The 25708-nt window shown below is 61.0% G+C and carries 21 protein-coding genes and 2 tRNA genes; 4 read left to right on the forward strand and 19 right to left on the reverse strand.

The annotated features are described in order from the left end of the window. Position 1 precedes the first annotated feature (1 nt). From dnaB to rnr, 7 genes are all read right to left on the reverse strand, one after another. Positions 2 to 1399, reverse strand: a complete 1398-nt coding sequence (dnaB, locus tag M5B98_RS14610; protein WP_085711165.1) for a replicative DNA helicase — start codon at positions 1397 to 1399, stop codon at positions 2 to 4. 120 nt (positions 1400 to 1519) lie between these two features. Continuing rightward, a complete protein-coding gene (gene rplI, locus M5B98_RS14615; RefSeq protein ID WP_003186385.1) occupies positions 1520 to 1966 on the reverse strand; it encodes a 50S ribosomal protein L9 in 447 nt (148 codons plus the stop codon). Between the two features lie 19 nt (positions 1967 to 1985). Beyond that, entirely contained in the window at positions 1986 to 2876 is an 891-nt protein-coding gene (locus M5B98_RS14620) for a hypothetical protein (RefSeq protein ID WP_248743072.1), read from the reverse strand. Between the two features lie 37 nt (positions 2877 to 2913). After that, positions 2914 to 3144: a 30S ribosomal protein S18 gene (gene rpsR, locus M5B98_RS14625; RefSeq protein WP_002551829.1), complete on the reverse strand. Its 231-nt coding sequence runs from the start codon at positions 3142 to 3144 to the stop codon at positions 2914 to 2916. 28 nt (positions 3145 to 3172) lie between these two features. Then, complete coding sequence (gene rpsF / locus M5B98_RS14630) at positions 3173 to 3601, reverse strand: 30S ribosomal protein S6 (protein WP_007950702.1); 429 nt, start codon at positions 3599 to 3601, stop codon at positions 3173 to 3175. Positions 3602 to 3908: 307 nt separating this feature from the next. After that, entirely contained in the window at positions 3909 to 4676 is a 768-nt protein-coding gene (gene rlmB, locus M5B98_RS14635) for a 23S rRNA (guanosine(2251)-2'-O)-methyltransferase RlmB (protein WP_007967448.1), read from the reverse strand. Then, positions 4673 to 7303, reverse strand: a complete 2631-nt coding sequence (rnr, locus tag M5B98_RS14640; RefSeq protein ID WP_248743073.1) for a ribonuclease R — start codon at positions 7301 to 7303, stop codon at positions 4673 to 4675. The genes rlmB and rnr overlap by 4 nt, the downstream gene beginning before the upstream one ends. 225 nt (positions 7304 to 7528) lie before the next feature. Here rnr and M5B98_RS14645 point away from each other — a divergent pair. From M5B98_RS14645 to M5B98_RS14660, 4 genes are all read left to right on the forward strand, one after another. Next, positions 7529 to 7615 (forward strand) — tRNA-Leu (locus tag M5B98_RS14645). Between the two features lie 182 nt (positions 7616 to 7797). Then, positions 7798 to 7884 (forward strand) — tRNA-Leu (locus M5B98_RS14650). A 186-nt stretch (positions 7885 to 8070) separates the two neighbouring features. Next, positions 8071 to 9081, forward strand: a complete 1011-nt coding sequence (locus M5B98_RS14655; protein ID WP_134825291.1) for an extracellular solute-binding protein — start codon at positions 8071 to 8073, stop codon at positions 9079 to 9081. Further along, entirely contained in the window at positions 9081 to 10646 is a 1566-nt protein-coding gene (locus M5B98_RS14660) for an ABC transporter permease (protein WP_248743074.1), read from the forward strand. Before M5B98_RS14655 ends, M5B98_RS14660 begins: the two co-directional genes overlap by 1 nt. A gap of 40 nt (positions 10647 to 10686) precedes the next feature. Here the strand turns inward: M5B98_RS14660 and M5B98_RS14665 are convergent, their stop codons facing one another. The 12 genes from M5B98_RS14665 to M5B98_RS14720 form a co-directional block, all read right to left on the reverse strand. Further along, positions 10687 to 12621, reverse strand: coding sequence for a methyl-accepting chemotaxis protein (locus M5B98_RS14665; RefSeq protein ID WP_134825289.1), 1935 nt, complete (start codon positions 12619 to 12621; stop codon positions 10687 to 10689). 140 nt (positions 12622 to 12761) lie between these two features. Continuing rightward, positions 12762 to 14051 (reverse strand): adenylosuccinate synthase, encoded by a 1290-nt coding sequence (locus M5B98_RS14670; protein WP_085711159.1) that lies wholly within the window; start codon positions 14049 to 14051, stop codon positions 12762 to 12764. 54 nt (positions 14052 to 14105) lie between these two features. After that, positions 14106 to 15293 (reverse strand): ATP phosphoribosyltransferase regulatory subunit, encoded by a 1188-nt coding sequence (locus M5B98_RS14675; protein ID WP_248738524.1) that lies wholly within the window; start codon positions 15291 to 15293, stop codon positions 14106 to 14108. A 313-nt stretch (positions 15294 to 15606) separates the two neighbouring features. Beyond that, entirely contained in the window at positions 15607 to 16476 is an 870-nt protein-coding gene (gene hflC, locus M5B98_RS14680; protein ID WP_027611416.1) for a protease modulator HflC, read from the reverse strand. Then, a complete protein-coding gene (gene hflK / locus M5B98_RS14685; protein ID WP_085711157.1) occupies positions 16476 to 17648 on the reverse strand; it encodes an FtsH protease activity modulator HflK in 1173 nt (390 codons plus the stop codon). Before hflK ends, hflC begins: the two co-directional genes overlap by 1 nt. A gap of 96 nt (positions 17649 to 17744) precedes the next feature. Then, a complete protein-coding gene (hflX, locus tag M5B98_RS14690; protein WP_064379099.1) occupies positions 17745 to 19046 on the reverse strand; it encodes a ribosome rescue GTPase HflX in 1302 nt (433 codons plus the stop codon). A gap of 12 nt (positions 19047 to 19058) precedes the next feature. Then, positions 19059 to 19319, reverse strand: coding sequence for an RNA chaperone Hfq (gene hfq / locus M5B98_RS14695; RefSeq protein WP_007902656.1), 261 nt, complete (start codon positions 19317 to 19319; stop codon positions 19059 to 19061). A gap of 93 nt (positions 19320 to 19412) precedes the next feature. Continuing rightward, on the reverse strand, positions 19413 to 20384 hold the full coding sequence (miaA, locus tag M5B98_RS14700; RefSeq protein WP_248743075.1) for a tRNA (adenosine(37)-N6)-dimethylallyltransferase MiaA: 972 nt from the start codon (positions 20382 to 20384) through the stop codon (positions 19413 to 19415). After that, a complete protein-coding gene (gene mutL / locus M5B98_RS14705; protein WP_248743076.1) occupies positions 20384 to 22291 on the reverse strand; it encodes a DNA mismatch repair endonuclease MutL in 1908 nt (635 codons plus the stop codon). Before mutL ends, miaA begins: the two co-directional genes overlap by 1 nt. After that, complete coding sequence (locus tag M5B98_RS14710) at positions 22288 to 23673, reverse strand: N-acetylmuramoyl-L-alanine amidase (protein ID WP_371320912.1); 1386 nt, start codon at positions 23671 to 23673, stop codon at positions 22288 to 22290. Before M5B98_RS14710 ends, mutL begins: the two co-directional genes overlap by 4 nt. 51 nt (positions 23674 to 23724) lie before the next feature. After that, positions 23725 to 24195 (reverse strand): tRNA (adenosine(37)-N6)-threonylcarbamoyltransferase complex ATPase subunit type 1 TsaE, encoded by a 471-nt coding sequence (gene tsaE / locus M5B98_RS14715; protein WP_065258770.1) that lies wholly within the window; start codon positions 24193 to 24195, stop codon positions 23725 to 23727. Then, positions 24183 to 25682, reverse strand: a complete 1500-nt coding sequence (locus tag M5B98_RS14720) for an NAD(P)H-hydrate dehydratase (protein WP_248743077.1) — start codon at positions 25680 to 25682, stop codon at positions 24183 to 24185. Before M5B98_RS14720 ends, tsaE begins: the two co-directional genes overlap by 13 nt. Positions 25683 to 25708: the final 26 nt, after the last annotated feature.

The raw sequence follows: 25708 nt of genomic DNA on the forward strand, positions 1-25708 counted from the left end.
GCTATTCGTCGTCGTCGAAGTTATAGCTGCCCGGCGCAAGGTTCTCGAAGCGCGTGTACTTGCCGATGAAGGCCAGGCGGATAAAGCCGATCGGGCCGTTCCGCTGTTTGCCGATGATGATTTCGGCGATGCCTTTGTGCTCGGTTTCCGGGTGATACACCTCGTCCCGGTACACGAACATGATGACGTCGGCGTCCTGCTCGATCGCTCCGGATTCCCGCAAGTCGGAGTTCACCGGGCGCTTGTTGGGACGTTGTTCCAGGGAGCGGTTGAGCTGCGACAGAGCCACCACCGGGCAGTTGAATTCCTTGGCCAGGGCTTTCAGGGATCGGGAGATCTCGGAAATCTCGTTGGTCCGGTTGTCACCGCTGGAGCCCGGAATCTGCATCAACTGCAGGTAGTCGATCATGATCAGGCCGATGTCACCGTGCTCGCGCACCAGGCGCCGGGTCCGGGCACGCATTTCCGACGGGCTGATGCCGGCGGTGTCATCGATGAACAACTTGCGGTCGTTGAGCAGGTTGACCGCCGAGGTCAGGCGCGGCCAGTCGTCGTCTTCGAGCTGACCGGAACGCACCTTGGTCTGGTCGATGCGGCCGAGGGACGACAGCATACGCATGATCAGCGATTCGCCTGGCATCTCGAGGGAGTACACCAGCACCACCTTGTCGCTGCGCAACACGGCGTTTTCCACCAGGTTCATCGCGAAAGTCGTCTTACCCATCGACGGACGGCCGGCGACGATGATCAGGTCGGCCGGTTGCAGGCCGCTGGTCTTCTCGTCGAGGTCGGTATAGCCGGTGGACAGGCCGGTGATCGAGTCGGCGGTGTTGAACAAGGTGTCGATGCGGTCGATGGCTTTGGTCAACAGGTCATTCACACCCACCGGGCCGCCGGTTTTTGGCCGGGCCTCGGCAATCGCGAAGATCTGCCGTTCGGCTTCGTCGAGGATTTCCTCGGCGGTGCGACCTTCAGGGTTGAAGGCGCTGTCGGCAATTTCGGTGCTGATGCCGATCAACTGACGCAACGTCGCACGCTGGCGAACGATCTGAGCATAGGCCTTGATGTTGGCGACGGACGGCGTGTTTTTCGCCAGCTCACCGAGGTATCCGAGGCCGCCGACTTGCGAGGTCTGACCTTCCTTGTCCAGTTGCTCGGCAAGGGTCACGACGTCGATCGGCGAGTTCTGATCGGCCAGTTTGGCGATCGCACGGAAAATCAGACGGTGGTCATGCCGGTAGAAATCGCCGTCGGAGACTTGATCGAGCACGCGTTCCCAGGCGTTGTTGTCCAGCATCAGACCACCGAGCACGGCCTGTTCGGCCTCGATGGAATGCGGCGGCACCTTCAGCGCGGCGGTTTGCAGATCGTATTGCTCGGGAGCGGAGATTTCGTTCATGGCCACTTTTTATTCAGGAAAAGCAGGGATTGCAGAAAGACAAAGGGCACGACCTGAAGACAGGATCGTGCCCGATGTTAACCGCCTGGCGTACAAGCCGCCAGTCGATCAGGGTGTTGCTTAAGCTGCTACCACGACAACGCGTACGGTGGCTTCAACTTCGGCGTGCAGGTGCACAGCCACGTCGAATTCACCCACGTTGCGGATGGTGCCGTTCGGCAGACGAACTTCGCTTTTTGCAACTTCAACGCCGGAGGCGGTCAGTGCGTCAGCGATGTCGTGAGTACCGATCGAACCGAACAGCTTGCCTTCGTCGCCAGCGGTGGCAGTGATGGTCACTTCCAGCTCGGCCAGTTGGGCAGCACGGCTTTCAGCCGATGCTTTACGGTCGGCAGCGGCTTTTTCCAGCTCAGCGCGACGCTCTTCGAACGCAGCCAGGTTGGCAGCGGTCGCAGCGGTGGCTTTGCCGAAAGGCAGCAGGTAGTTACGGCCGTAACCGGCCTTAACGTTTACTTTGTCGCCCAGGTTGCCCAGGTTGGCGATTTTTTCCAGAAGGATCAGTTGCATGTGGAAATCCTCTTAACTTTTAACCTTCACCGTTCGCGTTATCGGTGTCTTTCGACACGTGACGACCGCGAAAATCAATCAGGCTGTCGACAATGGCCAAGACCACAAGCAACGGACCGAGCAAGTGCATGAAAGGCACGAGCGTGACGTATATCCCCACCAGCCAGAAACCGGCCAGCCGTTTCTGCGCCACCAGCCCGTGAACCAGGGCCAGACCGGCGAAGAACAGCGGCACACTGCACAACGGCAACAGAACCAGTGCATGCAGACCGAAGAACGGTGCCACACACATGACGGCCAGAAGCGACAGCGCAACGCCTTTCGGCAGTCGGATGGCGCGAAACTCGCGACCGAAACCGCCGGGGTTATACAACAACGCCTGCCAGTAGCGCCCAAGAATCAGGCACAGCACGCTAAAAACCTGCAACGACACCGCTGTCGAAATGATCGACAGTGGAACCGCCAATCCCGTGAGAATCGCCTTCTGGTCTGCCGAGAATTTCTCGTAGACCTCACCCATCGCCAGCGGCAAGACTTGTTCAAACGTCTGCGCCAGCGCTTCGGTGAAGGAACCGAAAACGGTCCCCAGGCTCACGGCAACCAACAATCCCACGGCCACGCTGACCAGCAGCACGCGATTCCAGGTGTGTTCGGCGCGTAAAACCAGCGCCAGACCGCAAGCCCCGAGCAGCACTATCAGTGCCGTCGGGTCTTTGAGGTAGTGCCAGCTCACCAACGCTGACAACACTCCCACACCCAGGACGCTCAAGGCGTCCGAACCGCGCCGCAGGAGCACAAGGCAACCTGCAGCGGCACTCAACCAGAACAACAGCGGCAATGCCGCAGATCCGGCCACGACCAGCGTGGCCTGCATACGCCCCCGCATGATGAATTCAGCCAAGGCACGCATGCATTCGATCCCTTACTTACTTGTCGACTACCCGGTCTCAGCGGCCGTGGCTGTCGGTGTAGGCCAGCAGGGCCAGGAAGCGGGCGCGCTTGATAGCGGTGGCCAGCTGACGCTGATAACGAGCTTTGGTACCGGTGATGCGGCTTGGAACGATTTTGCCGGTCTCGGATACGTAGGCTTTCAGAGTGTTGAGATCTTTGTAGTCGATCTCCTTCACGTCTTCAGCGGTGAAGCGGCAGAATTTACGACGACGGAAGAAACGTGCCATTTGATAGGCTCCTTAAAAGGTCCGTGGATTACTCGTCAGCGTTATCGCTGTTGTCGCTGTCGCTATCGCTGTCATCGCCATCGGCGCTGCCATCGTGCTCAGGACGTTCGCGACGCTCACGGCGCTCACTGCGGTTTTCTTCAGCCTTGAGCATCTCGGACTGGCCGGTAACGGCTTCGTCGCGACGGATGACCAGGTTACGGATCACAGCATCGTTGTAGCGGAAGTTGTCTTCCAGCTCGGCCAGGGCCTTGCCGGTGCACTCAACGTTCAGCATCACGTAGTGAGCCTTGTGAACATTGTTGATTGCGTAGGCCAGTTGACGACGGCCCCAGTCTTCCAGACGGTGGATTTTGCCGCCGTCTTCTTCGATCAGCTTGGTGTAACGCTCAACCATGCCGCCGACTTGCTCGCTCTGGTCAGGGTGGACCAGAAAGATGATTTCGTAATGACGCATGAATGCTCCTTACGGGTTGTAGCCTGCCGCTCAAAAACGGTCAGACAAGGAGTGAATGACACTTATGGACTTGCCGGCGTGGGGCACATGGGTGCCTGCCGTCACAGCAAGGGGCGCAATTGTAGAGAAGGGACAGAAGAGGTGCAAGGCAATTGGTGATTATTTGAACAGCCACCAATCCGGGTCACACCACAAAGCACTGTGGGAGCGAACCTGCTCGCGATTGGGGGAAACACTCAACAATGATGCTGAATGTAACTCCGCTATCGCGAGCAGGCTCGCTCCCACATTTTGGACTGCGCGAGGCTTAAGCCTTTTTGGCAGCCGCCTTGGCCTTGGCACCGCGCTGGCGCTGGGCCTCGAACAGGCACACGCCGGTCGCAACCGACACGTTGAGGCTGCTGACACTACCGGCCATCGGCAGGTTCACCAGGTAGTCGCAGTGCTCGCGAGTCAGGCGACGCATGCCTTTGCCTTCGGCGCCCATGATCAGGATGGTCGGACCGGTCAGGTCCTGGTCATAGATGCTGACCTCGGCCTCACCTGCCGTGCCGACAACCCACAGACCACGTTGCTGAAGCTTTTCCAGGGTGCGCGCAAGGTTGGTCACGGCCACCAGCGGAATCACTTCCGCCGCGCCGCAGGCCACTTTCCGCACGACCGGCGTCAGAGTGGCCGACTTGTCTTTCGGCACGATGACCGCCAGCGCACCGGCAGCATCCGCCGAACGCAGGCAGGCGCCAAGGTTGTGTGGATCGGTCACGCCGTCGAGCACCAACAGCAACGGCGCACCTTCGGTGCGGTCGAGCAGCTCGTCGAGCATCGCTTCGCCCCAGACCTGGCTCGGACTGACGTCCGCCACCACGCCCTGGTGCACGCCTTCGACCCAGGCGTCCATTTCGCGACGCTCGGCCTGACCGATCTGGACGCGGTTTTCGTTGGCCAGCTCGATCAGCGTCTGCACCCGCGGATCGTTGCGGCTTTCAGCCAGCCAGATCTGCTTGACGCGTTTAGGGTGGTGACGCAGCAACGCTTCTACCGCGTGAACGCCGTAGATTTTTTCCAACTGACTCATGACTTCGCCTTCGGTTTACGTGCTCCGCCGCTTTTGGCTGGAGCGGAACCCGCTTTTGGCGGGCCCTTGCGGTGTTTGCTCGGTTTGCCTGGCTTGCTGCCGGAGGCCTTTTCAGGCGCCGACCGTCCGGTCTTTCCCCCGGACGCCGCTTTACCACCGTTTTTGGCGTCGGCCAGCAAGGCCTTCTTCATCTCACGGCTTTTACGCAGCTCGGCGTTTTTCGCCACGGCATCGCTCGGGCGATAAGCCTCGGCGACTTTTTCCTTGGCCGGACGACGGCTGGCAGTTTTTGCCGGAGCCTTTTCTTCCACAGCCTTGGCCGCTGGAGCAGCGGTTTCGGTGCCACGCTTCTTGCGACCGATTGGCGCGCTGATGGTTTTTTCCGCCATCTCGAAGTCGATCTTGCGCTCGTCGAGATCGACGCGCATGACGCGCACTTCAACGGTATCGCCGAGACGGAAGCTGCGACCGGTGCGCTCGCCCGCCAGGCGGTGATGCACAGGGTCGAAGTGGTAGTAATCGCCCGGCAGCGCCGTCACATGCACCAGACCTTCGACGTAGATATCGGTCAGTTCGACGAACAGGCCGAAACCGGTCACGGCGGTGATCACACCCGGGAACGATTCGCCCACGCGGTCTTTCATGAACTCGCACTTGAGCCAGTTCACTACATCGCGGGTCGCTTCGTCGGCACGACGCTCGCTCATCGAGCACTGCTCGCCGAGTTGCTCCAGGGCCGCTTCGTCGTACGGATAGATGCGCGCCTTCGGAATGGTCATGGCACCGGCACGGCGAACGTGCGGGGTGTCCTGTTTCGAATGGATCACGCTGCGGATCGCCCGATGCGTGAGCAGGTCCGGGTAACGACGGATCGGCGAGGTGAAGTGGGTATAGGCTTCGTAATTCAGGCCGAAGTGGCCTTCGTTCTGGGCGCTGTACACCGCCTGGCTCAGGGAACGCAGCATCACGGTCTGGATCAGGTGGAAATCCGGACGGTCCTTGATGCTGGCCAGCAGGGCCTGATAGTCCTTCGGCGTCGGGCCGTCCTTGCCTTTGTGCAGGGACAGGCCGAGCTCACCGAGGAACGCGCGCAGTTTTTCCAGACGCTCCGGCGGCGGACCGTCGTGAACGCGATACAGCGCAGGGATTTCGTGCTTTTTCAGGAATTCGGCGGTGGCCACGTTGGCCGCCAGCATGCATTCCTCGATCAGCTTGTGCGCGTCGTTACGGGTGGTCGGACGAATTTCGGCAATCTTGCGCTCGGAACCGAAGATAATCCGGGTTTCCTGCGTTTCGAAATCGATCGCGCCACGCACGTGACGGGCCGCCAGCAACACTTTGTACAGCGCGTAGAGCTGTTTCAGGTGCGGCAGGACGTCGGTGTATTCGCCGCGAAGCTTGCGCCCTTCGGTGGCTTTCGGCGTTTCCAGCATCGCGCTGACCTTGTTGTAGGTCAGACGGGCGTGGGAGTGGATCACTGCCTCATAGAAGCAGTAGTCGGTCATTTCGCCGGACTTGGAGATGGTCATCTCGCAAACCATGGCCAGACGATCGACGTGCGGATTCAGCGAGCACAGGCCGTTGGAGAGCTGCTCCGGCAGCATCGGCACCACGCGCTCGGGGAAGTACACCGAGTTGCCGCGCACCTGGGCTTCGTTGTCCAGGGCCGAGCCGATCTTCACGTAGCTGGAAACGTCGGCAATCGCCACGTACAACTTCCAGCCGCCGGAGAACAGGCGCAGCTTGCCTGGCTTGGATTCGCAGTAGACCGCGTCGTCGAAATCGCGGGCATCTTCGCCGTCGATGGTGACGAACGGCAGATGGCGCAGGTCGACGCGCTTCTCTTTGTCTTTCTCTTCGACTTCCGGCTTGAGCTTGCCGGCTTCCTTCAGAACGGCTTCAGGCCAGACGTGCGGAATGTCATAGGTGCGCAGGGCGACATCGATTTCCATGCCCGGCGCCATGTAGTTGCCGACGACTTCGATCACATCGCCTTGCGGCTGGAAGCGCGGAGTCGGCCAGTGAGTGATTTTCACCTCGACGAACTGACCGATCTGGGCATTGGCGTTGCGGCCCGGAGTGACCAGCACTTCTTGCTGGATCTTCGGGTTGTCCGCGACCACGAAGCCGATACCACCCTCTTCGAAGTAACGGCCGACGATGCTTTCGTGGGCACGGGACACCACCTCGACAATCACGCCTTCGCGACGACCGCGACGGTCCAGGCCGGAAACACGGGCCAGGGCCCGGTCGCCGTCGAACACCAGACGCATCTGCGCCGGGCTCATGAACAGGTCGTCGGAGCCGTCATCCGGCACCAGGAAGCCGAAGCCGTCGCGGTGACCGCTGATGCGGCCGAGGATCAGGTCGAGCTTGTCCACCGGCGCATACGTGCCACGGCGGGTGTAGATCAGTTGAGCGTCGCGCTCCATGGCGCGCAGGCGGCGGCGCAGGGCTTCAATCTGGTCTTCTGTGGTCAGACCAAATTCTTCGACCAGTTGCTCGCGGGCAGCAGGCGAACCCCGATCAGCAAGGTGCTGAAGGATCAGTTCGCGGCTGGGAATAGGGTTTTCATATTTTTCCGCTTCACGAGCGGCCTCGGGATCGAGGGACTGCCAATCGGCCATTAGAGAGTTTTCACCTTGTCTATATGCGGGTTAGTTTGGCATAGGCGCCATCAAACGGGAAATTTCCGACTCTATAAGGCGCGTCTTGAGCCTTGTATCGACGTCTGAAAGGCGTTTTGAACACCGCTGGTAAAAAAAACCAATTTTTTTGCTGGCAGGGGTTTACAGTTAAAAAGACGCTCCGTATAGTGCGCGCCATCGACGACGTACAGACGCTGTCGAGATGCCCAGGTGGTGAAATTGGTAGACACGCCAGCTTCAGGTGCTGGTGACCTTACGGTCGTGGAAGTTCGAGTCTTCTCCTGGGCACCAATTTCGAGTTTGAGACTAGATCAGTTTCAAGACTCACACAAAAACCCGCGAAAGCGGGTTTTTTGCATTCTGCGTTCCGACTTTTTTCTGAAATTGATTTATTAAAATCAAATCAGGGGTTTACAGATCAAAAGGCGCTCCGTATAGTGCGCCACATCAACAGCGGCAACGCTGAAGATGAAGCCCAGATGGTGAAATTGGTAGACACGCCAGCTTCAGGTGCTGGTGACCTTACGGTCGTGGAAGTTCGAGTCTTCTTCTGGGCACCAATTCAAATTCAAGGTCACGATCTTGAATCTCACAAAAAACCGCGAAAGCGGTTTTTTGCGTTTCCGGCTTCCTGAAAACTCAAGCGCCCTACCAAACCCTTATCCTGCTCGCAAGGAGCATTTGAGAAACGATATCGTTTATCATTGTTGCAAGTTTTTGCAATGCGACAGTGAGGAACCCTGCGAATGATGTTTCGAAATACCCTGCGCCGCGGCTTGACCTTCACCCTGCTCGGCCTGGCACTCGCCACTCCCCTCACCCAGGCTGCCGATACGGTTTCCCTGACTCTCTACAACGGTCAACACAAGGAAGTCGGCGACGCGATCGCCAAGGCCTTCGAAGCCAAGACCGGTATTCACGTCAATGTGCGCAAGGGCAGCAGCAACCAACTCGCCAGCCAGATTATCGAAGAAGGCGACCGCTCCCCCGCCGACGTGATCTACACCGAAGAATCCCCGCCACTGAACAACCTCGGCGAACTCGGCCTGCTGGCCAAGTCCGACGATGCCACTCTGGCAGTCCTGCCGAAAAAATACGTCGCCGGCAATGGCACCTGGATCGGCGTCACCGCACGGGTTCGTGTAGTCGCCTTCAACCCGAAACTGGTCGATGAAAAAGACCTGCCCAAGTCGGTGCTGGATTTCGCCGATCCGCAGTGGCAAGGCAAGGTCGGTTTCGTGCCCACCAGCGGCGCCTTCCAGGAACAGGCCGTCGCCATCATCAAAAAGCATGGTCGTGAAGCCGCCGAAGAATGGCTGACCGGCCTGCGCGCCTTCGGCAAGACCTACAGCAACAACATGGTCGCCCTCAAGGCTGTGGAAAACGGCGAAGTCGCCACCGTGCTGGTGAACAATTACTACTGGTTCGCCCTGCAACGGGAAAAAGGCAAGCTTGATTCCAAGCTGCACTACTTCACTGGTGGCGACGTGGGCGGCTTGATCACTGTCTCCAGCGCCGCGGTGCTGAAATCCAGCAAACATCCAAAAGAAGCCCAGCAATTTCTCGCCTACATGGCCAGCGAGGAAGGCCAGCGCGTGATTACCCAGACCACCGCCGAGTATCCATTGCACAACGGCATGGAATCGGATCGCGGCCTCAAGCCTTTCAGTGAGCTGGAAGCACCGGACGTTACCCCGGCCGATCTGGGCAATGCCGAGGAAGCACTGGATCTGGAACGCGAAGTTGGCTTGAACTGATGAGCGCCTCGTTATCCGCCCCCGCCACACGCGGGGGTTACGTGCCACGGCGCAAGCGCCCGTCGTTCTGGCTGGTGCTGCCGGTGTTGTTGCTGGTGGTGATGAGCCTGTTGCCGCTGGCCTACGTCGGGCTCAAAGCCTGGCAGGCGGGCTGGTCCGAGGCGCTGCATTTGCTGTGGCGCCCTTACGTGTTCGGCCTGCTGCGCAACACGCTGGCACTGATGGTCGGCGTAACCGTGACTTGCGGCGTGATCGGCCTGTCGCTGGCGTGGCTGCTGGAGCGCAGCAACCTGCCGGGGCGGCGTTTGTGGGGCGTGATTCTGTGTTTGCCGTTTGCGGTACCGGCATTCGTCAGCAGTTTTACGTGGGTATCGCTCAGCGCGCAGTTCGAAGGACTCGGCGGGGCGATCCTGGTGATGAGTCTGTCGAAATATCCTCTGATCTTTCTTCCGGTGGCGGCCACTCTGCGCAATCTCGACCCCTCTCTGGAAGAGTCGGCAAGGACACTGGGGCAGAATCGCTGGGGCGTATTTTTCCGCGTTACCCTGCCCCTGCTCTGGCCTTCGCTGCTGGCCGGCTCGCTGCTGATTGCGCTGCACATGCTGGTGGAGTTCGGGGCGTTGTCGATCATTGGCCTGCAAACCTTCACCACCGCGATCTATCAGCAATTCGAGCTGGAATTCAGCAATGCCAACGCAGCGATGCTGTCGGCGGTGCTGCTGGCACTTTGTTTGATGTTGCTATGGCTGGAACTGCGGGTGCGTGGCAAGGGACGTCATGTGCGAACCGGCCAGGGTGCGGCGCGTCGGGCCGAACAAGTGCAACTGGGACCCTGGGCAATTGCCGGTCAGTTGTATTGTCTGATGCTGGCGATTGTCGGCAGCGGGATTCCACTGGGGATGCTGGCGTACTGGCTCGCCGTGGGTTCGTCTGCCGCGTTCCCGGTGGCGGCAATCACTGAAGCGCTGCTGTCGTCTCTGGCGCTGTCGCTGGGTGGCGCGGGACTGTGTCTGCTACTGGCGGTGCCGGTCGGATTGCTGGTGGTGCGCTACAAAGGCCAACTGGCGATCTGGGCCGAGCGTCTGCCGTATCTTTTGCATGCGCTGCCAGGGCTGGTGATCGCGCTGACGCTGGTGTATTTCGCCCTGCATTACGTGCCGGCGCTGTATCAGACGTCCATGCTGTTGCTGATCGCCTATGCGCTGCTGTTCCTGCCACTGGCTCAGGCGCCGATCCGCACAGCGCTGAACAAGGCCGCACCACAACTCGAAGAAGCCGCCCGCACACTGGGCGCGTCATCGTTCACGGCGTTCTGCCGAGTGACCCTGCCGATCATTTTCCCGGCACTGGGCGCAGCCTTTGCGCTGGTGTTTCTGGATGCCATGAAGGAATTGACGGCGACGTTGCTGCTGAGCCCGACCGGGCTCAACACCTTGGCGACCGAAGTCTGGGCACATACCGCGAATGTCGAGTTCGCAGCCGCAGCGCCTTATGCAGCGTTGTTGATCGTGGTGTCGGGGTTGCCCGTCTACCTGCTGACAACCCGGATGTATTTGAGCCGATAAAAAATCGCAGCCGAAGCTGCGATTTTTTTTGCCCGCACTATCAGGCCCGGAACTGCCCCAGGCTGGCCTTGAGCTGCGCCGCCAGACCATCCAGCACCTTGCCGCTGGCCGTGGTCTCGACCACCGCCTGAGCGGCCTTCTCCGCCTGGGCATGAATCGTCTCGACCCGACCGCGCACGGCCTGCGCACCCTGAGCCTGATGCGCCGCCGCCTGAGTCGCCAGACCAATTGCCGCATGCACCTGCTCGACCGAGGCCTGCACCGACTGCTGCAACCGCGCACTGTCACGCAACACCAGCAAACCTTCGCTGGCCTGACGCCCGGCCTGACCAATCGCCTCAACCGCCTCACGGGCGCCCTGCTGCAAGGCCACGATATGCGCCTGAATGTCGCCGGTAGAGCTTTGAGTCTTGCTCGCCAACGCCCGGACTTCGTCCGCCACCACCGCAAAACCGCGACCGGTCTCACCGGCCCGGGCTGCTTCGATGGCGGCGTTGAGCGCCAGAAGATTGGTCTGTTCGGCGATGCCGTGAATCACGGTCAGTACCACTTCGATCTGTTCGCTCTGCTGCGCCAGCCGCTCGATGACTTTCGCCCCGGTGTCGACCTGCCCCGCCAGCGCCTCGATCAGGCTGCCGACCTTGGCCGACGTGCGGGTGTTCTCGTCGGTGGCCTGACGAATATCCACCACCTGCTTTAGCGCCGCCTGCATCGCATGGCTTTCCGACTGCGCCTCATCAGCCATTTGCGACAGCGCGCGCAGACTTTCGGCAACCTCATCGCGCTGCATCCCGGCCGCCGCGTCGGCACCGGCATTGCGCAACGTCATCGCACCGATTTCCACGCCGGTACGCTGAGCCACATCTCCGGCCTCGCGCACGATCGGCTGCAACTTATCCACAAAGCGGTTGACCGCCGACGCCATGTCGCCGATTTCGTCCTTGCTGTTGATCTGCACACGCTTGGTCAGGTCACCCTCGCCTGCTGCCAGATCATCCATGGCGGCGTTGAGCATCTTCAAGCGGTTGACCACGCGGTGGCCGAGCACCACGGCCAGCAGCAACAGCACGCCGGCACCCACCAGCGCCAATCCCATACCGATACGCCAGCGCAACGTGGCTGCGGCGTCCTGTACGGTGTTGGTCGTGTTGGCTTTCATCTCCGCAGCCGTGGATTGCGCCGACTGCAGGCGCGCGCGCATGGCCGTGGCGCTGTCGGCGGCGGCGCCCTTGAGGCTATCGCCGACCAGTTGATCACTGCTGGCGATCAGCGCCGAGAAGCGCTGATCGAGTGCCGCCAGATCGGTATCCACCGAGGCCGTCGAGACGCCCATCAGCACTTTGCCGATCTCAACGCCGTTGGGATTGATCGAGGCTTCGAGGTAATAGACCGAGGGATCATGCTTGGCCGCATCCAGCACCTTATCCAGCGCCCGCTCGCCCTGGCCTTTTTCCAGAAGGGCCTTGTTGATCGGGTTTTCGCGGTTGAGATAGCGCGTCAGATGCTGGCCGGTGGCGTCGTCGTAAACCACGAACAGCACGTTGGGATTGCGCTGAGCCCGACGGGCAAATTCGGAAAGGGTCGGCACGTCGCTGTCCCACATGGCGCGAGGCGCTACGGAGGCGAGCAACTGGGCCATGTCGTTGGCCGAGTCCTTCAGGTCTTTTTCCAGGGTCGTACGCAGTTGTGCCTGCTCCTCTTTCAGACGCGAGGACAGGCCGGCAGTCAAACGCTGGCGAGTATTGGTGGACAAGGTATCGAGGCTCGAGGTGACTTCACGCCCGGCCTGCTCCAGCTCACCGGAGAGCTTCTGGCTGTCGGCGCCCAGGCGAGTGCCCAGGTCAGCTTCCAGCGCCGTGACGGTGCTCCGCGTCAGGGCAACGGCCACCAGCACCTGCACCAAAAGGGCGATACCAAGGGTAACGAATACGGGCCGCAACAAACGGCTTTGTAACAGTGAGAGAACGGCCGACACTGTGAATCCCTCTACTTCTGACGCCATTAATTTGATGGCACTCTTGTAGACAGATTCACAGCAAAGGTCATGCCGTCCAACAGGCATAAACGACAAAGGCCCCGATGAAGGGGCCTTTGTGTTTTTACATCAACGACTTATCAAGCGAACGGATGACGCAGAACGATGGTTTCGTTGCGGTCCGGGCCCGTCGAAATAATGTCGATCGGCGCGCCGATCAACTCTTCAACGCGTTTGATGTAGGCACGAGCGTTGGCCGGCAGCTCTTCCAGGGTCTTGGCACCCACGGTCGATTCGGTCCAGCCCGGCACTTCTTCGTACACAGGCTGCAGGCCTACGTAGCTGTCAGCGTCAGTCGGGGCAACAGCGTTGCCTTGCGCGTCTTTGTAGCCGGTGCAGATGTTGATGGTTTCCAGGCCGTCGAGTACGTCCAGCTTGGTCAGGCAGATGCCCGAGATGCTGTTCACATCGATAGCGCGACGCAGGATAACGGCGTCGAACCAGCCGCAACGACGGGCACGGCCGGTGGTCGCACCGAACTCGTGACCCTGCTTGGCCAGGTGTGCACCGACTTCGTCGAACAGCTCGGTCGGGAATGGACCGGAACCTACGCGAGTGGTGTAAGCCTTGGTGATGCCCAGGATGTAGTCCAGGAACATCGGGCCAACGCCCGAGCCGGTCGCCACACCACCGGCGGTGGTGTTGGAGCTGGTCACGTACGGATAGGTACCGTGGTCGATGTCGAGCAACGAACCCTGGGCGCCTTCGAACATGATGTCTTTGCCGGCGCGACGCAGGTCGTGCAGCTCGGCAGTGACGTCCAGCATCAGCGGCTTCAGCAGCTCGGCGTATTCCTTGCACTCGGCCAGGGTCTTTTCGAACTCGATGGCCGGCTCTTTGTAGTAACCGACCAGCATGAAGTTGTGGTAGTCCACCAGTTCACGCAGCTTGTCTTCGAAGCGCGGCATGTTGAGCAGGTCGCCCACACGCAGGCCACGACGTGCAACCTTGTCTTCGTAAGCCGGGCCGATGCCGCGACCGGTGGTACCGATCTTCAGCTCGCCACGGGCCTTTTCACGGGCCTGGTCCAGCGCCACGTGGAAGGACAGGATCAGCGGGCAGGACGGGCTGATACGCAGGCGCTCGCGCACCGGTACGCCTTTCTCTTCCAGCTTGGTGATCTCGCGCAGCAGGGCGTCAGGTGCAACCACCACGCCGTTGCCGATCAGGCACTGCACGCCTTCGCGCAGCACGCCCGACGGGATCAGGTGCAGGACGGTTTTTTCACCGTCGATCACCAGTGTGTGGCCAGCGTTGTGGCCACCTTGGTAGCGCACTACGGCGGCAGCATGTTCGGTCAGCAGATCAACGATCTTGCCTTTGCCCTCATCACCCCACTGGGTGCCCAGGACTACGACATTCTTACCCATAACACTTGTCCTCATTCGCGCAAACTTGGTGCCGGCGTTGGCCGGCAGGAAAACTCAAGAAGCCAGTGGCGATACTTGCCAAAGCCCGTTCTGCTGGATCAATTGCCGGTCGCAGTCCGCATCACGGGCGGCGGCCAAAGGTTGTCCAGGCAATGCCTGAACGACACGCTGACCCTCACTGCGCAACTGGCAAACCTGCTGCCAGAGTGCCGCATCCGTACTGTCAGGCATCCAGATACCGCCAGACGGTAGCTCGACCTCAGCACGCCCCAGGGTCACCAGGGTTTTCAAATCGGTGGAAAAGCCGGTTGCCGGACGGGCGCGACCAAAATCCGCGCCGATGTCGTCATAGCGACCGCCTTGAGCGATGGACTGGCCAACACCCGGCACGAACACCGCGAACACTACACCGGTGTGGTAGTGGTAACCGCGCAACTCGCCCAGGTCGAAGTACAGCGGCAGCTCCGGGAAGCGCACCGACAGTCTTTCGGCAATCGCCAGCAAATCTTCCAGTGCCGCCAGTACCGGCGCCGGCGCATTGGCCAGACGCTCACGGGCTGCGCTCAGCACTTCACGGCCGCCGCACAGGTCGACCAGCGCACGCAGCATGCCGGACAGATCCGCCGGCAGGCCTTCGGTCAAGGTAATGACCTCGTCGATGGCCTTGCGTTGCAACGCATCGAACAGCTGTTGCTCAACTTCACCCGACAGACCGGCCGCCTGGGCCAGACCACGGTAGATGCCGACATGCCCCAGATCCATGTGCACGTCCGGCACATCGGCCAGTTGCAGCATGGCCAGCATCAGGCTGATGACTTCAACGTCGCTGCTCGGGCTCGCATCGCCGTACAACTCGGCGCCCAACTGGATCGGGCTGCGCGAGGACGACAAGGCACGCGGCTGGGCATGCAGCACGCTGCCGGCGTAGCACAGACGGCTCGGGCCTTCGCGACGCAGGGTATGCGCATCGATGCGCGCCACTTGCGGCGTGATGTCGGCACGGAAACCCATCTGCCGGCCCGATTGCGGGTCGATGACCTTGAAGGTACGCAGATCCAGGTCCTGGCCCGCGCCGGTCAGCAGGGATTCCAGGTACTCGATATGGGGAGTCACGACAAACTCGTAACCCCAGCTCTGGAACAGATCCAACACCTGACGACGCGCAACTTCAATGCGCGCCGCTTCCGGTGGCAGTACTTCTTCGATGCCATCTGGCAGCAGCCAGCGGTCTACCGTTGCCATTACGCCATTCCCCTTAGATCCGGGCGGCCAGCCCGAGGGCGAGCCTTGAGTGAAGCAGAAAATGACCGGCCCGTTCAAAACGCACGCGCATGAACGACGCGGCGAAAGGCCTGTTACCGGCTTCGCCCATCACTTTCCTCGAAAAACGCTCGGGCCATTCAACCCGATCTTCTGCAACAAAAACAGCAATCAAACGTGCAGACGCAAAAAAGCCGGGAATTTCCCGGCTGCCGCATCATACACACGTTTTCCGAAAGGATCACCCCGCCCGAGGTTTTAGCCGCCGGGCGGAATGATTCAGGTCAACGTCGTATCAAGGCTTGGACTTTTCCAGGTAACGGAAGAAGTCACTGCTTGGGTCGAGGACCATGACGTCGGATTTGTTCGCGAAGCTTTCACGGTAGGCACGCAGGCTGCGGTAGAAACCGTAGAACTCCTGATCCTGACCGTAGGCCTTGGAGTAGATCGCAGCGGCCTGGGCATCACCGTCACCGCGAATCTCTTCGGATTCACGATAGGCTTCAGCCAGCAGCACGCGGCGTTGACGATCAGCGTCGGCACGGATGCCCTCGGCCAGCTCGTTACCCTTGGCGCGGTGCTCGCGAGCTTCACGCTCACGCTCGGTGCTCATACGTTCGAACACGCTGCGGTTCACTTCCTTCGGCAGGTCGATGGCCTTGACCCGGACATCGACCACTTCGATACCCAGCTCTTTTTCCGCCATCTTGTTCAGCGACGCCGTGATGTCGGCCATCAGTGCATCGCGCTCACCGGACACCACTTCGTGCAGGGTACGTTTACCGAACTGGTCACGCAGGCCCGATTCCAGACGACGGGACAGACGCTCGTCGGCAATCTGCTTGAGGCCGGAAGTCGCGGTGTAGAAGCGCTCGGCATCCTTCACGCGCCACTTGGCGTAGGCATCGACCATCACGGCTTTCTTTTCCAGCGTCAGGAAGCGTTGCGTCGGTGCATCCAGCGTCATCAGACGTGCGTCGAATTTACGCACCTGGTTAACGTAAGGCACTTTCACATGCAGGCCTGGCTGAACATCGGCCTGAACCACGCGACCGAACTGCAGCAGCACCGCACGCTCGGTCTGAGCCACGATGTAGAAGCAGTTCCAGCCAACCAGTACCACAACAACGCCAACGATCAGGGCGATCAGCGATTTATTGCTCATCAGCGGGTCTCCCTTGTACGTGTCTGCGGCAGGTCAGTGACATGCGGCACGACATCCGTGTTGTTGCTGGCGGCGGCTGAACCGGTGACCGGTGCACTGCTGCCCGAACTGTTCTGAATCATCTTGTCCAGCGGCAGGTAAAGCAGGTTGCTCTGGCCGTTCTTGTTGCCGGTCACGAGAACCTTGCTGGTGCTGCTGAAGACTTCCTGCATGGTGTCCAGGTACAGACGCTGACGAGTGACCTCGGGCGCCTTGCGATACTCGGCAACCAGCTTGGTGAAGCGATCGGCCTCACCCTTGGCGCGGGAGACCGTTTCGTCACGGTAGCCGTTGGCATCTTCGAGGATGCGCTGGGCCTGACCACGGGCTTCCGGCACCACGCCGTTGGCGTAGGTTTCAGCCTGGTTGCGCGAACGCTGCTCGTCTTCACGGGCGCGGATCACGTCATCGAAGGCTTCCTGTACTTCACGCGGTGCCGCTGCGCTCTGTACGTTGACCTGGGTGACGGTGATACCGGTGCGATAGGTATCGAGGAAACGTTGCAGACGCTCCTTGATCTCGCTGGCCATCAGCTCACGACCTTCGGTCAGCACCTGGTCCATCGCGGTGGAACCCACCACATGGCGCAGCGCACTGTCGGTCGCGTGCTGCAGGCTGATTTCCGGCTGGTCGACGTTCAGCACGAAGTCCTGCAGGTTGCTGATCTTGTACTGCACGGTCAGCGGCACTTCGACGATGTTCTCGTCTTCGGTCAGCATCTGGCCCTGCTTGGTGTAGGCACGCTCACGCGTGACGTTTTCCATGTACTTCTTGTCGATCGGCGGGAAGTAGATGTTCAGGCCCGGGCCGACGGTCTCGTAGTACTTGCCGAAGCGCAGCACCACGGCCTGCTCCTGCTCGTCCACCACGTACACCGCGCTGTACAGCCACACGGCCGCCAGCACGACGAGGCCGATGCCGAGCAGGCCGCCGAAGCCGCCACTCTTGCCCGAACCGCCACCGTCATCACCACCCCGTTTCTTTCCACCACCGAACAACCCGTTCAGGCTTTCCTGCAGCTTTCGGAAGGCCTCGTCGAGATCTGGTGGTCCCTTGCGGTCGCCGTTATTGCGGCGCTTGCCACCCCAAGGATCCTGATTGTTCGAGTTGCCACCCGGCTCATTCCAAGCCATAGCGCTCTCCATCTGATAAAGCAAAGACGCACCCACGGCGCGCCGACCAATGCTACAGAATGCCTGCCGTTGCGGCACAACCGCTTTTTCAGGCTTTTATTGCAAAGTGTGTTGCTCGATGAACTCCGTCGGCACAACGCCTTCACGACTGACCAGTCGATTGAGCTCCGAGCGCGGCAATCGAATGGCCAGCAAGCTGACACCTTCTTCGTCGTATTCTTCTTTCTGTACCGCGCCCAGTTCGAAGAACTGTGCACGCAGACGCGCAAACCGCTGGGGCAGACGCAAGGTTCCGACAAACAAATCACTGCCCAGCAATTCGGCAATGGCTTGCTCAAGCAATTCCAGACCAGTGCCATCACGCGCCGACAACCAGACCCGTTGAGGCTTGCCGTTCTCGTCGCGCTGGATTTGTGGCTCAACGCCTTCAAGCAAATCGAGTTTGTTATAGACCTCGAGGATCGGCAAGTCCTGAGCACCAATCTCGCCCAGCACCACCATTACCTGCTCGATCTGCAGCATGCGATCCGGCTCGGCCGCATCGATCACGTGCAAGAGCAGGTCGGAATTGCTCGACTCTTCGAGCGTAGACCGAAATGCCTCGACCAGCTTGTGCGGCAAATGACGAATGAAACCCACGGTGTCGGCCAGAACGATCGGCCCCAGGTCGTCCAGCTCCAGACGGCGCAGGGTCGGGTCCAGCGTGGCGAACAGCTGGTCGGCCGCATAAACCTCGGATTTCGTCACGTTATTGAACAGCGTGGATTTGCCGGCGTTGGTATAGCCCACCAAAGACACGGTAGGGATATCCGCACGAGAGCGGCCGCGACGCGACTGTTCGCGCTGACTGCGCACTTTTTCCAGCCGCCCCTTGATCTGGCGCAGGCGAACCCGCAGCAGGCGTCGGTCGGTTTCGAGCTGGGTTTCACCCGGGCCGCGCATGCCGATACCGCCACCCTGACGCTCAAGGTGAGTCCAGCCGCGAACCAGCCGGGTGCTCATGTGGTCAAGCTGGGCCAGTTCTACCTGGAGCTTGCCTTCATGGGTACGGGCGCGTTGGGCGAAAATATCGAGAATCAGACCGGTACGGTCGATCACGCGACACTCGAACACACGTTCGAGGTTACGTTCCTGACTCGGCGTAAGGGTGTGATTGAAGATCACCAGATCGGCTTCTTCGGCGTGTACCAGGTCGCGAAGTTCCTCGACCTTGCCGCTGCCGATCAGGTATTTGGCGGTTGGCCGATGACGCGGTACGTTGAAAAACGCAACGGTCTCGGCGCCTGCCGAATTTGCCAGTTCCTGAAACTCCTGCGGATCTTCGCGCGCCTCAGGGTCCTGTCCATCCAAGTGAACGAGGATGACTCGCTCACCACCACCGTGGCGCTCAAAGAACAAAGGAGACTCCTATCAGGCGTTACCTGGCTCAGCGTCACCTGCTTCGGATTCGGTTGCGCTTGGCAGACGAATTGGACGAACCGGCACGACTGTAGAGATAGCGTGTTTGTATACCATCTGGCTGACGGTGTTCTTCAGCAGGATAACGAACTGGTCGAACGATTCGATCGTGCCTTGCAGTTTGATACCGTTGACCAGGTAGATGGAAACCCCAACTTTCTCTTTACGTAAAGTATTCAAGTAAGGGTCTTGTAGCGAATGCCCTTTTGACATGTGCCGCACTCCTTTAAGGATTCAATATAAAAAATAGGTAATCAGATGGCTTTTGCCGCCACACCCCCAAGGATAGACGGCAATTGCAAGGACTCAGCTCAATATGGAGATGGTCCCAAGGTATTTCAAGGTGCGTGGCAGATTGTCGCAATCCAGACTGTCGAGCCAGTGCAAATCGTCCCAGCTGCGCAGCCAGGTAAACTGGCGTTTGGCCAATTGGCGCGTGGCGATGATGCCCCGCTCCTGCATTTCGGCCGCCGTCAGCTTGCCATCCAGGTAATCCCAGACTTGGCGGTAGCCTACCGCACGTATAGACGGCAACCCGGCATGCAGGTCACTTCTATTACGCAGGGCTACGACCTCGTCGATGAATCCCTGTTCCAGCATATTTGTGAATCTTTGTTTAATGCGGTCATGCAGTACCTGGCGATTTGCCGGAGCAATGGCCAAGTTCGCGACAGTATAGGGCAAATGTTGCCGTCCCGATGCCGCCGCTTCGGTACTTTGTACAGATTGTTTCAGCCGCAGTTCAGTCATGCTCTGACCGCTGACCCGATAAACTTCCAGCGCACGACTCAGGCGTTGCGGATCGTTCGGGTGAATACGCGCCGCCGATTCCGGGTCGATCACTGCCAGTTGATCGTGCAGGGCCTGCCAGCCAAGGCGTGCAGCCTCTTCTTCGATCTGTGCGCGAACCTCGGGATCCGCCGCCGGCATATCGGCCAGACCTTCGACCAAAGCCTTGTAATAGAGCATCGTGCCGCCCACCAGCAGCGGAATATTTCCGCGTGCGGTGATTTCCGCCATCGCCTGCAAGGCGTCGCGGCGGAAATCCGCAGCCGAATAAGCCTCGGCCGGGTCGAGAATGTCGATCAGGCGGTGCGGATACTCGGCCAGCAGCTCTTTTGATGGCTTGGCCGTGCCGATGTCCATGCCGCGATAGACCAGCGCCGAGTCGACACTGATCAACTCGCACGGCAGCACCTTGGTCAGCTCGATGGCCAGGTCGGTCTTGCCCGCAGCGGTCGGGCCCATCAGGAAAATCGCTGGAGGAAGCTGGCTCATCAACGACCGCGCAGGAACAGTTTGTCCAGATCGTCCAGGCCCAGTTGGGTCCAGGTCGGTCGGCCATGGTTGCATTGACCGCTGCGCTCGGTGTTTTCCATGTCGCGCAGCAGGCCGTTCATTTCCGGCAAGGCCAGGCGGCGGTTGGCGCGGATCGCGCCGTGGCAGGCCATGGTGCCGAGCAGTTCATTCAGGTGTGCCTGGATCCGGTCGCTGGTGCCGTACTCCATCAGGTCCGACAGCACGTCGCCCACCAGACGGTTGGCCTCGGCCTGCTTGAGCAGGGCCGGAATCTGGCGGATCGCCAGGGTTTCCGGACCCAGACGCTGCAATTCGAATCCGAGACGCTGGAACCACGCCGCATGCTCTTCGGCACAATCGGCTTCGCGCTGACTGACCGCCAGCGACTCCGGCACCAGCAACGGCTGGCCGCTCAAACCTTCGCTGGCCATGGCGATCTTCAGGCGCTCATACATGATCCGCTCGTGAGCGGCGTGCATGTCCACCAAAACCAGGCCATGGGCGTTCTCGGAAAGAATGTAGATGCCCTTGAGCTGCGCCAGCGCGTAGCCCAGCGGCGGAATGTCTTCCTGACCGGTCGGCAGCGCGTTGGCATTCGCCTCGGGCAGCGGCGCGAAAAACTCGCGATACGCGGCCTGTGCCTCGGCAACCGGCACGGTCGATTGCGGACGTGGCGTGTATTGATACTGATAGGCGCCGCTAGTGCTCGCACCCGACGAGGTATTGAACGCCGGTTGTGCCTGCGGCTGCTCCAGCAACGCATTGGCGGCCAGGCGCATTTCACCCTGCGGGCCGAACTCGCCAGCCTCGAGACCGGTTGGCCGCACGATAGCGGTAGTAACCGAACCGGCAAGCTGATCTTCCGGTCGTACATCGCCCAGCGCACGGTGCAGGGTGCCATAAAGGAAGTCATGCACCATGCGTCCGTCACGGAAGCGCACTTCGTGCTTGGTCGGGTGCACGTTGACGTCGACTGCTGCCGGGTCGACCTCGAAAAACAGCGCGAACGTCGGATGCCGGCCGTTGAACAGCACATCGCGATAAGCCTGACGCACCGCATGCGCCACCAGTTTGTCGCGCACCGCACGGCCGTTGACGAAGAAATACTGCAAGTCCGCCTGACTGCGGTTGAAGGTCGGCAGACCGACCCAGCCCCACAGGTGCAGGCCGTTGCGTTCGATCTCGATCGGCAGCGCCTGCTCCAGGAAACCCGAACCGCAGATCGCCGCCACACGCCGGGCGCGGGCCGCATCATCGTGGGCTTCGTGCAGACTGAGGATGGTCTTGCCGTTGTGGCGCAAATGGAATGCCACATCGAAACGCGCCAGCGCCAGACGCTTGATCACTTCCTGCAGGTGATCGAATTCGGTTTTTTCGGTCTTGAGGAATTTGCGCCGTGCCGGGGTGTTGAAGAACAGGTCGCGAACTTCCACCGAGGTGCCGACCGGGTGCGCCGCAGGCTGCACGCGGGGCGCCATGTCGCGGCCTTCGGTCTCGACCTGCCAGGCCTGATCGGCGTCGCGGGTACGCGACGTCAGGGTCAGGCGTGCCACGGAGCTGATCGACGCCAGTGCCTCGCCCCGGAAGCCCAGGCTCATCACCTGCTCGAGATCTTCAAGGTTACGGATTTTGCTGGTGGCGTGACGGGCCAGGGCCAGCGGCAGGTCATCGGCGGAAATGCCGCTGCCATCGTCGCGCACTCGCAGCAGTTTGACGCCGCCCTGTTCGACATCGACATCGATGCGTCTGGCGCCTGAGTCGAGGCTGTTTTCCAGCAACTCCTTGATCACCGAAGCCGGGCGCTCGACCACCTCGCCGGCGGCGATCTGGTTCGCCAGCCGCGGGCTGAGCAGTTCGATGCGCGCTGCGTTCAGAACCTGATTCATTCTTTGGACGCCAGTTCAGTGCCCGGAATGGTCAGGTGCTGACCGACCTTCAGCTCATCGCTGCTCAGGTTGTTGGCACTGCGCAGGGTCGCTGCCGATACCTGATAACGCACGGCAATCATGGCCAGGGTTTCGCCGGGGCTGACCCGATGATCACGCGGCCCCTGGGCGATCTTGCCCGAATCACGCAGCCACGCAATGTAAGTGCCCGGTGGCGGGTTCTGCTGGAAGAACTGACGCACGCCGCTGCTGATCGAACGCGCCAGCGCCTGCTGGTGGCTCGAGGCCGAGAGTTTGTTCGCTTCGTTGGCGTTGGAGATGAAGCCGGTTTCCACCAGGATCGACGGGATGTCCGGCGACTTCAGCACCATGAACCCGGCCTGTTCCACACGTTGCTTGTGCAGCGGCGTGACGCGGCCGATGTTAGTCAGGACCTTCTGGCCGACATTGAGGCTGGAGGTCAGCGAGGCGGTCATCGACAGGTCGAGCAGAACACCGGCGAGCATCCGGTCCTTGTCGTCGAGGCTGACGTTGCCGGCACCACCGATCAGGTCGGAGCGGTTTTCGCTGTCGGCCAGCCAACGGGCGGTCTCCGACGTTGCGCCACGGTCGGACAAGGCAAACACCGAAGCCCCAAAGGCCGCCGCAGATGGCGCCGCGTCGGCGTGGATCGAGACGAACAGGTCGGCGCCTTTCTTGCGGGCGATTTCGGTACGGCCGCGCAGCGGGATGAAGTAGTCGCCGGTACGGGTCAGTTCGGCGCGGAAGCCTTTCATGCCGTTGACCTGACGCTGCAGTTCACGGGCGATCTGCAGCACCACGTCTTTCTCGCGCTGACCGCGTGAGCCGGACGCACCCGGGTCTTCGCCACCGTGACCGGCGTCGATCACCACAATGATGTCGCGCTTGCCGGCCGGGGCCGGAGGCAGTTTGATCGCAGGCTCGGCCGGTGTCACAGGCACCGCAGGAACGGTCGCGACCGTCGGTGCCGGCGCAGGGGTTGGCGGCGGCGCGGCATCGGCCGGGTTATCGAACAGGTCGACCACCAGGCGGTTGCCATATTGCGCGTTCGGCGCCAGCGAGAAGCTTTTCGGGGTGACGGCTTTCTTCAGGTCGATGACCACCCGCAGATCGGTCGGCGTACGCTGGGCCGAGCGCATGGCGGTGATCGGTGTGTTGGCGGTGGAGACTTTCAACGGCGCGCCAAGGGTGGCGCCATTGATGTCGATCACCAGTCGATCCGGTGCCGTAAGGGTGAAGACGCTGTGCTGCACCGGGCCGGTCAGGTCGAACACCAGGCGCGTGTTGTCCGGCGCCCGCCACAGGCGCACGCTGTTGACCTTCGTCTCGGCCACAGCGTTGACGGTTACTGCCATCAACATCAGTCCAGCGGCAGCCACCAACGCGCGAAAGCGCATACCTAACCCCATCATTTATTTGGATTCCAACGCCAAAGCGGCACACCAGGCCTCGCCACGCGAGCCCTGGGACAAAATAGTCAGCGAACGCCCGCTGTCTTGCGGGCTAATGGTAATGGTCAGGTCAGGCTTTGGCAAAAAGCCTGCACCTTTATCGGGCCACTCGATCAGGCACAGGGCGTCGTCTTCGAAATAGTCGCGGATGCCGAGAAACTCCAGTTCTTCCGGATCGACCAGGCGATACAGATCGAAGTGGAAGGCGCGGATGTCACCGATCTCGTAGGGTTCGACCAACGTGAAGGTCGGGCTCTTTACCGCACCGACATGCCCCAGCCCGCGAATGATGCCCCGCGACAGCGTGGTTTTGCCCATGCCGAGGTTGCCTTCGAGAAAAATCAGACCATGGCCGCCGGTCACCCGGGCGATCCGTGCGCCAAAGTCGCTCATCGCCTGTTCATCGGCCAGGTACAGGGTTACTTCAGACACGGTGCATGCTCCTCCAACAACTGACGAATGGCTGGAATCAGATCACTGGCCGCCAGCCCACGGCCGAATTTACCTTGTTGCGCCCCGGCGTTGGCATGCAGCCAGACGGCCAGGCAAGCCGCGTCGAACGCATTCATGCCCTGCGCCAGCAACGCACCGACCAGACCGGCCAGCACATCGCCAAGGCCCGCAGTGGCCATGGCCGGATGGCCCTGATGACACAACGCCAGACGCCCGTCGGGATGGGCGATCAGACTGCCGGCGCCCTTGAGCACCACTACCGCTGTGTATTTTTTGCTCAACGCCAGCGCCGCCGCCGGCCGATCCGCTTGCACCTCGGCGGTGCTGATCCCCAACAGTCGCGCCGCCTCCCCCGGATGCGGCGTAATCACGCAATCCTTGGGCAAACTGACGAAACCGGAGGCCAGCAGATTCAATGCGTCGGCATCCCACACCTGCGGCAGCGGCGCATTGGCGGCGGCCGACAACAGCGCCCTGCCCCAACTCGCCTGTCCAAGCCCGGGGCCGACCACCAATACGGACACCTTTTCCAACAGTCCCATCAACTGATTCGCCGACAAAGTACCCAACGCCATGGCTTCCGGCACCCGGCTCAATGCCGCCGGGACATGTTCCGGACGGGTCGCCAGCGACACCATCCCGGCCCCGCTGCGCAAGGCGCTTTCGGTACTGAGCAGAATCGCCCCGCCAAAGCCATGATCGCCACCGATCAGCAGGACATGGCCGAAACGCCCCTTGTGCGCAGCCGGTGCCCGGGCCGGCAGACGCGGCAGATTAACGGCATCGAGCCGGCGGGCGGTGACGGCAATGTCACTGTAAGTTTCGACTGTCGCTTGCAGATCGTTGAACAGCAGGTTGCCGACGTGATCCGCCGCGTCCCCGGTAAACAGGCCAAGCTTGAGACCGATGAAGGTCACCGTGAGATCGGCGTGTACTGCGCTGCCCAGCACATGGCCGGTATCGGCACATAAGCCGGAAGGGATATCGACCGCCACCACCGGCAGGCCGCTGGCATTGATTGCCGAAATTGCAGACGCGTACGGCTCGCGCACTTCACCACTCAGACCGGTGCCGAGCAGTGCATCGACAAGAACTCCGCGCAATTCACTGGAAGCAGTCCACGCAGCAATCGCAACACCTTCAGCCAATGCTTCGGCATGCGCCAGGGCCGCGTCGCCCTGCAAACGCTGCGGGTCGCCGACGGCCAGCAGCTGCACCGTCCAGCCCGCACGACAGGCCAGCGCAGCCACCAGATAGCCGTCTCCGGCGTTGTTGCCGTGCCCGGCCAGCACGGTCAGTTCGTTCGCCGAAGGCCATTGGCGTACCAATGCGCGCCAGGTGGCATGGGCGGCACGCTGCATCAATTCGAAGCCCGGCGTGCCGGCGGCGATCAGCCGTGCGTCGAGTGCCCGCACCTGCGCGGCGCGGTACAGCGCGTCGGGTAATTGATCTTTAGTGTGCGGCATGCGTCTTCGGGCTCCGATGTCTGGCA

Source organism: Pseudomonas sp. MWU12-3088, from assembly GCF_023242405.1.
Classification (GTDB): Bacteria; Pseudomonadota; Gammaproteobacteria; order Pseudomonadales; family Pseudomonadaceae; genus Aquipseudomonas; species Aquipseudomonas kribbensis.

What these genes read in the sequence shown, in the direction of transcription:
- M5B98_RS14660 (WP_248743074.1), top strand. Translation starts at nt 9,081, where the DNA reads ATGAGCGCCTCGTTATCCGCCCCCGCCACACGCGGGGGTTACGTGCCA.
- rplI (WP_003186385.1), bottom strand. Translation starts at nt 1,966, where the DNA reads ATGCAACTGATCCTTCTGGAAAAAATCGCCAACCTGGGCAACCTGGGC.
- hflK (WP_085711157.1), bottom strand. Translation starts at nt 17,648, where the DNA reads ATGGCTTGGAATGAGCCGGGTGGCAACTCGAACAATCAGGATCCTTGG.
- dnaB (WP_085711165.1), bottom strand. Translation starts at nt 1,399, where the DNA reads ATGAACGAAATCTCCGCTCCCGAGCAATACGATCTGCAAACCGCCGCG.
- hfq (WP_007902656.1), bottom strand. Translation starts at nt 19,319, where the DNA reads ATGTCAAAAGGGCATTCGCTACAAGACCCTTACTTGAATACTTTACGT.
- rlmB (WP_007967448.1), bottom strand. Translation starts at nt 4,676, where the DNA reads ATGAGTCAGTTGGAAAAAATCTACGGCGTTCACGCGGTAGAAGCGTTG.
- M5B98_RS14720 (WP_248743077.1), bottom strand. Translation starts at nt 25,682, where the DNA reads ATGCCGCACACTAAAGATCAATTACCCGACGCGCTGTACCGCGCCGCG.
- miaA (WP_248743075.1), bottom strand. Translation starts at nt 20,384, where the DNA reads ATGAGCCAGCTTCCTCCAGCGATTTTCCTGATGGGCCCGACCGCTGCG.
- mutL (WP_248743076.1), bottom strand. Translation starts at nt 22,291, where the DNA reads ATGAATCAGGTTCTGAACGCAGCGCGCATCGAACTGCTCAGCCCGCGG.
- M5B98_RS14675 (WP_248738524.1), bottom strand. Translation starts at nt 15,293, where the DNA reads ATGGCAACGGTAGACCGCTGGCTGCTGCCAGATGGCATCGAAGAAGTA.
- rnr (WP_248743073.1), bottom strand. Translation starts at nt 7,303, where the DNA reads ATGGCCGATTGGCAGTCCCTCGATCCCGAGGCCGCTCGTGAAGCGGAA.
- rpsF (WP_007950702.1), bottom strand. Translation starts at nt 3,601, where the DNA reads ATGCGTCATTACGAAATCATCTTTCTGGTCCACCCTGACCAGAGCGAG.
- M5B98_RS14620 (WP_248743072.1), bottom strand. Translation starts at nt 2,876, where the DNA reads ATGCGTGCCTTGGCTGAATTCATCATGCGGGGGCGTATGCAGGCCACG.
- hflC (WP_027611416.1), bottom strand. Translation starts at nt 16,476, where the DNA reads ATGAGCAATAAATCGCTGATCGCCCTGATCGTTGGCGTTGTTGTGGTA.
- rpsR (WP_002551829.1), bottom strand. Translation starts at nt 3,144, where the DNA reads ATGGCACGTTTCTTCCGTCGTCGTAAATTCTGCCGCTTCACCGCTGAA.
- M5B98_RS14710 (WP_371320912.1), bottom strand. Translation starts at nt 23,673, where the DNA reads ATGTTGATGGCAGTAACCGTCAACGCTGTGGCCGAGACGAAGGTCAAC.
- M5B98_RS14670 (WP_085711159.1), bottom strand. Translation starts at nt 14,051, where the DNA reads ATGGGTAAGAATGTCGTAGTCCTGGGCACCCAGTGGGGTGATGAGGGC.
- M5B98_RS14655 (WP_134825291.1), top strand. Translation starts at nt 8,071, where the DNA reads ATGATGTTTCGAAATACCCTGCGCCGCGGCTTGACCTTCACCCTGCTC.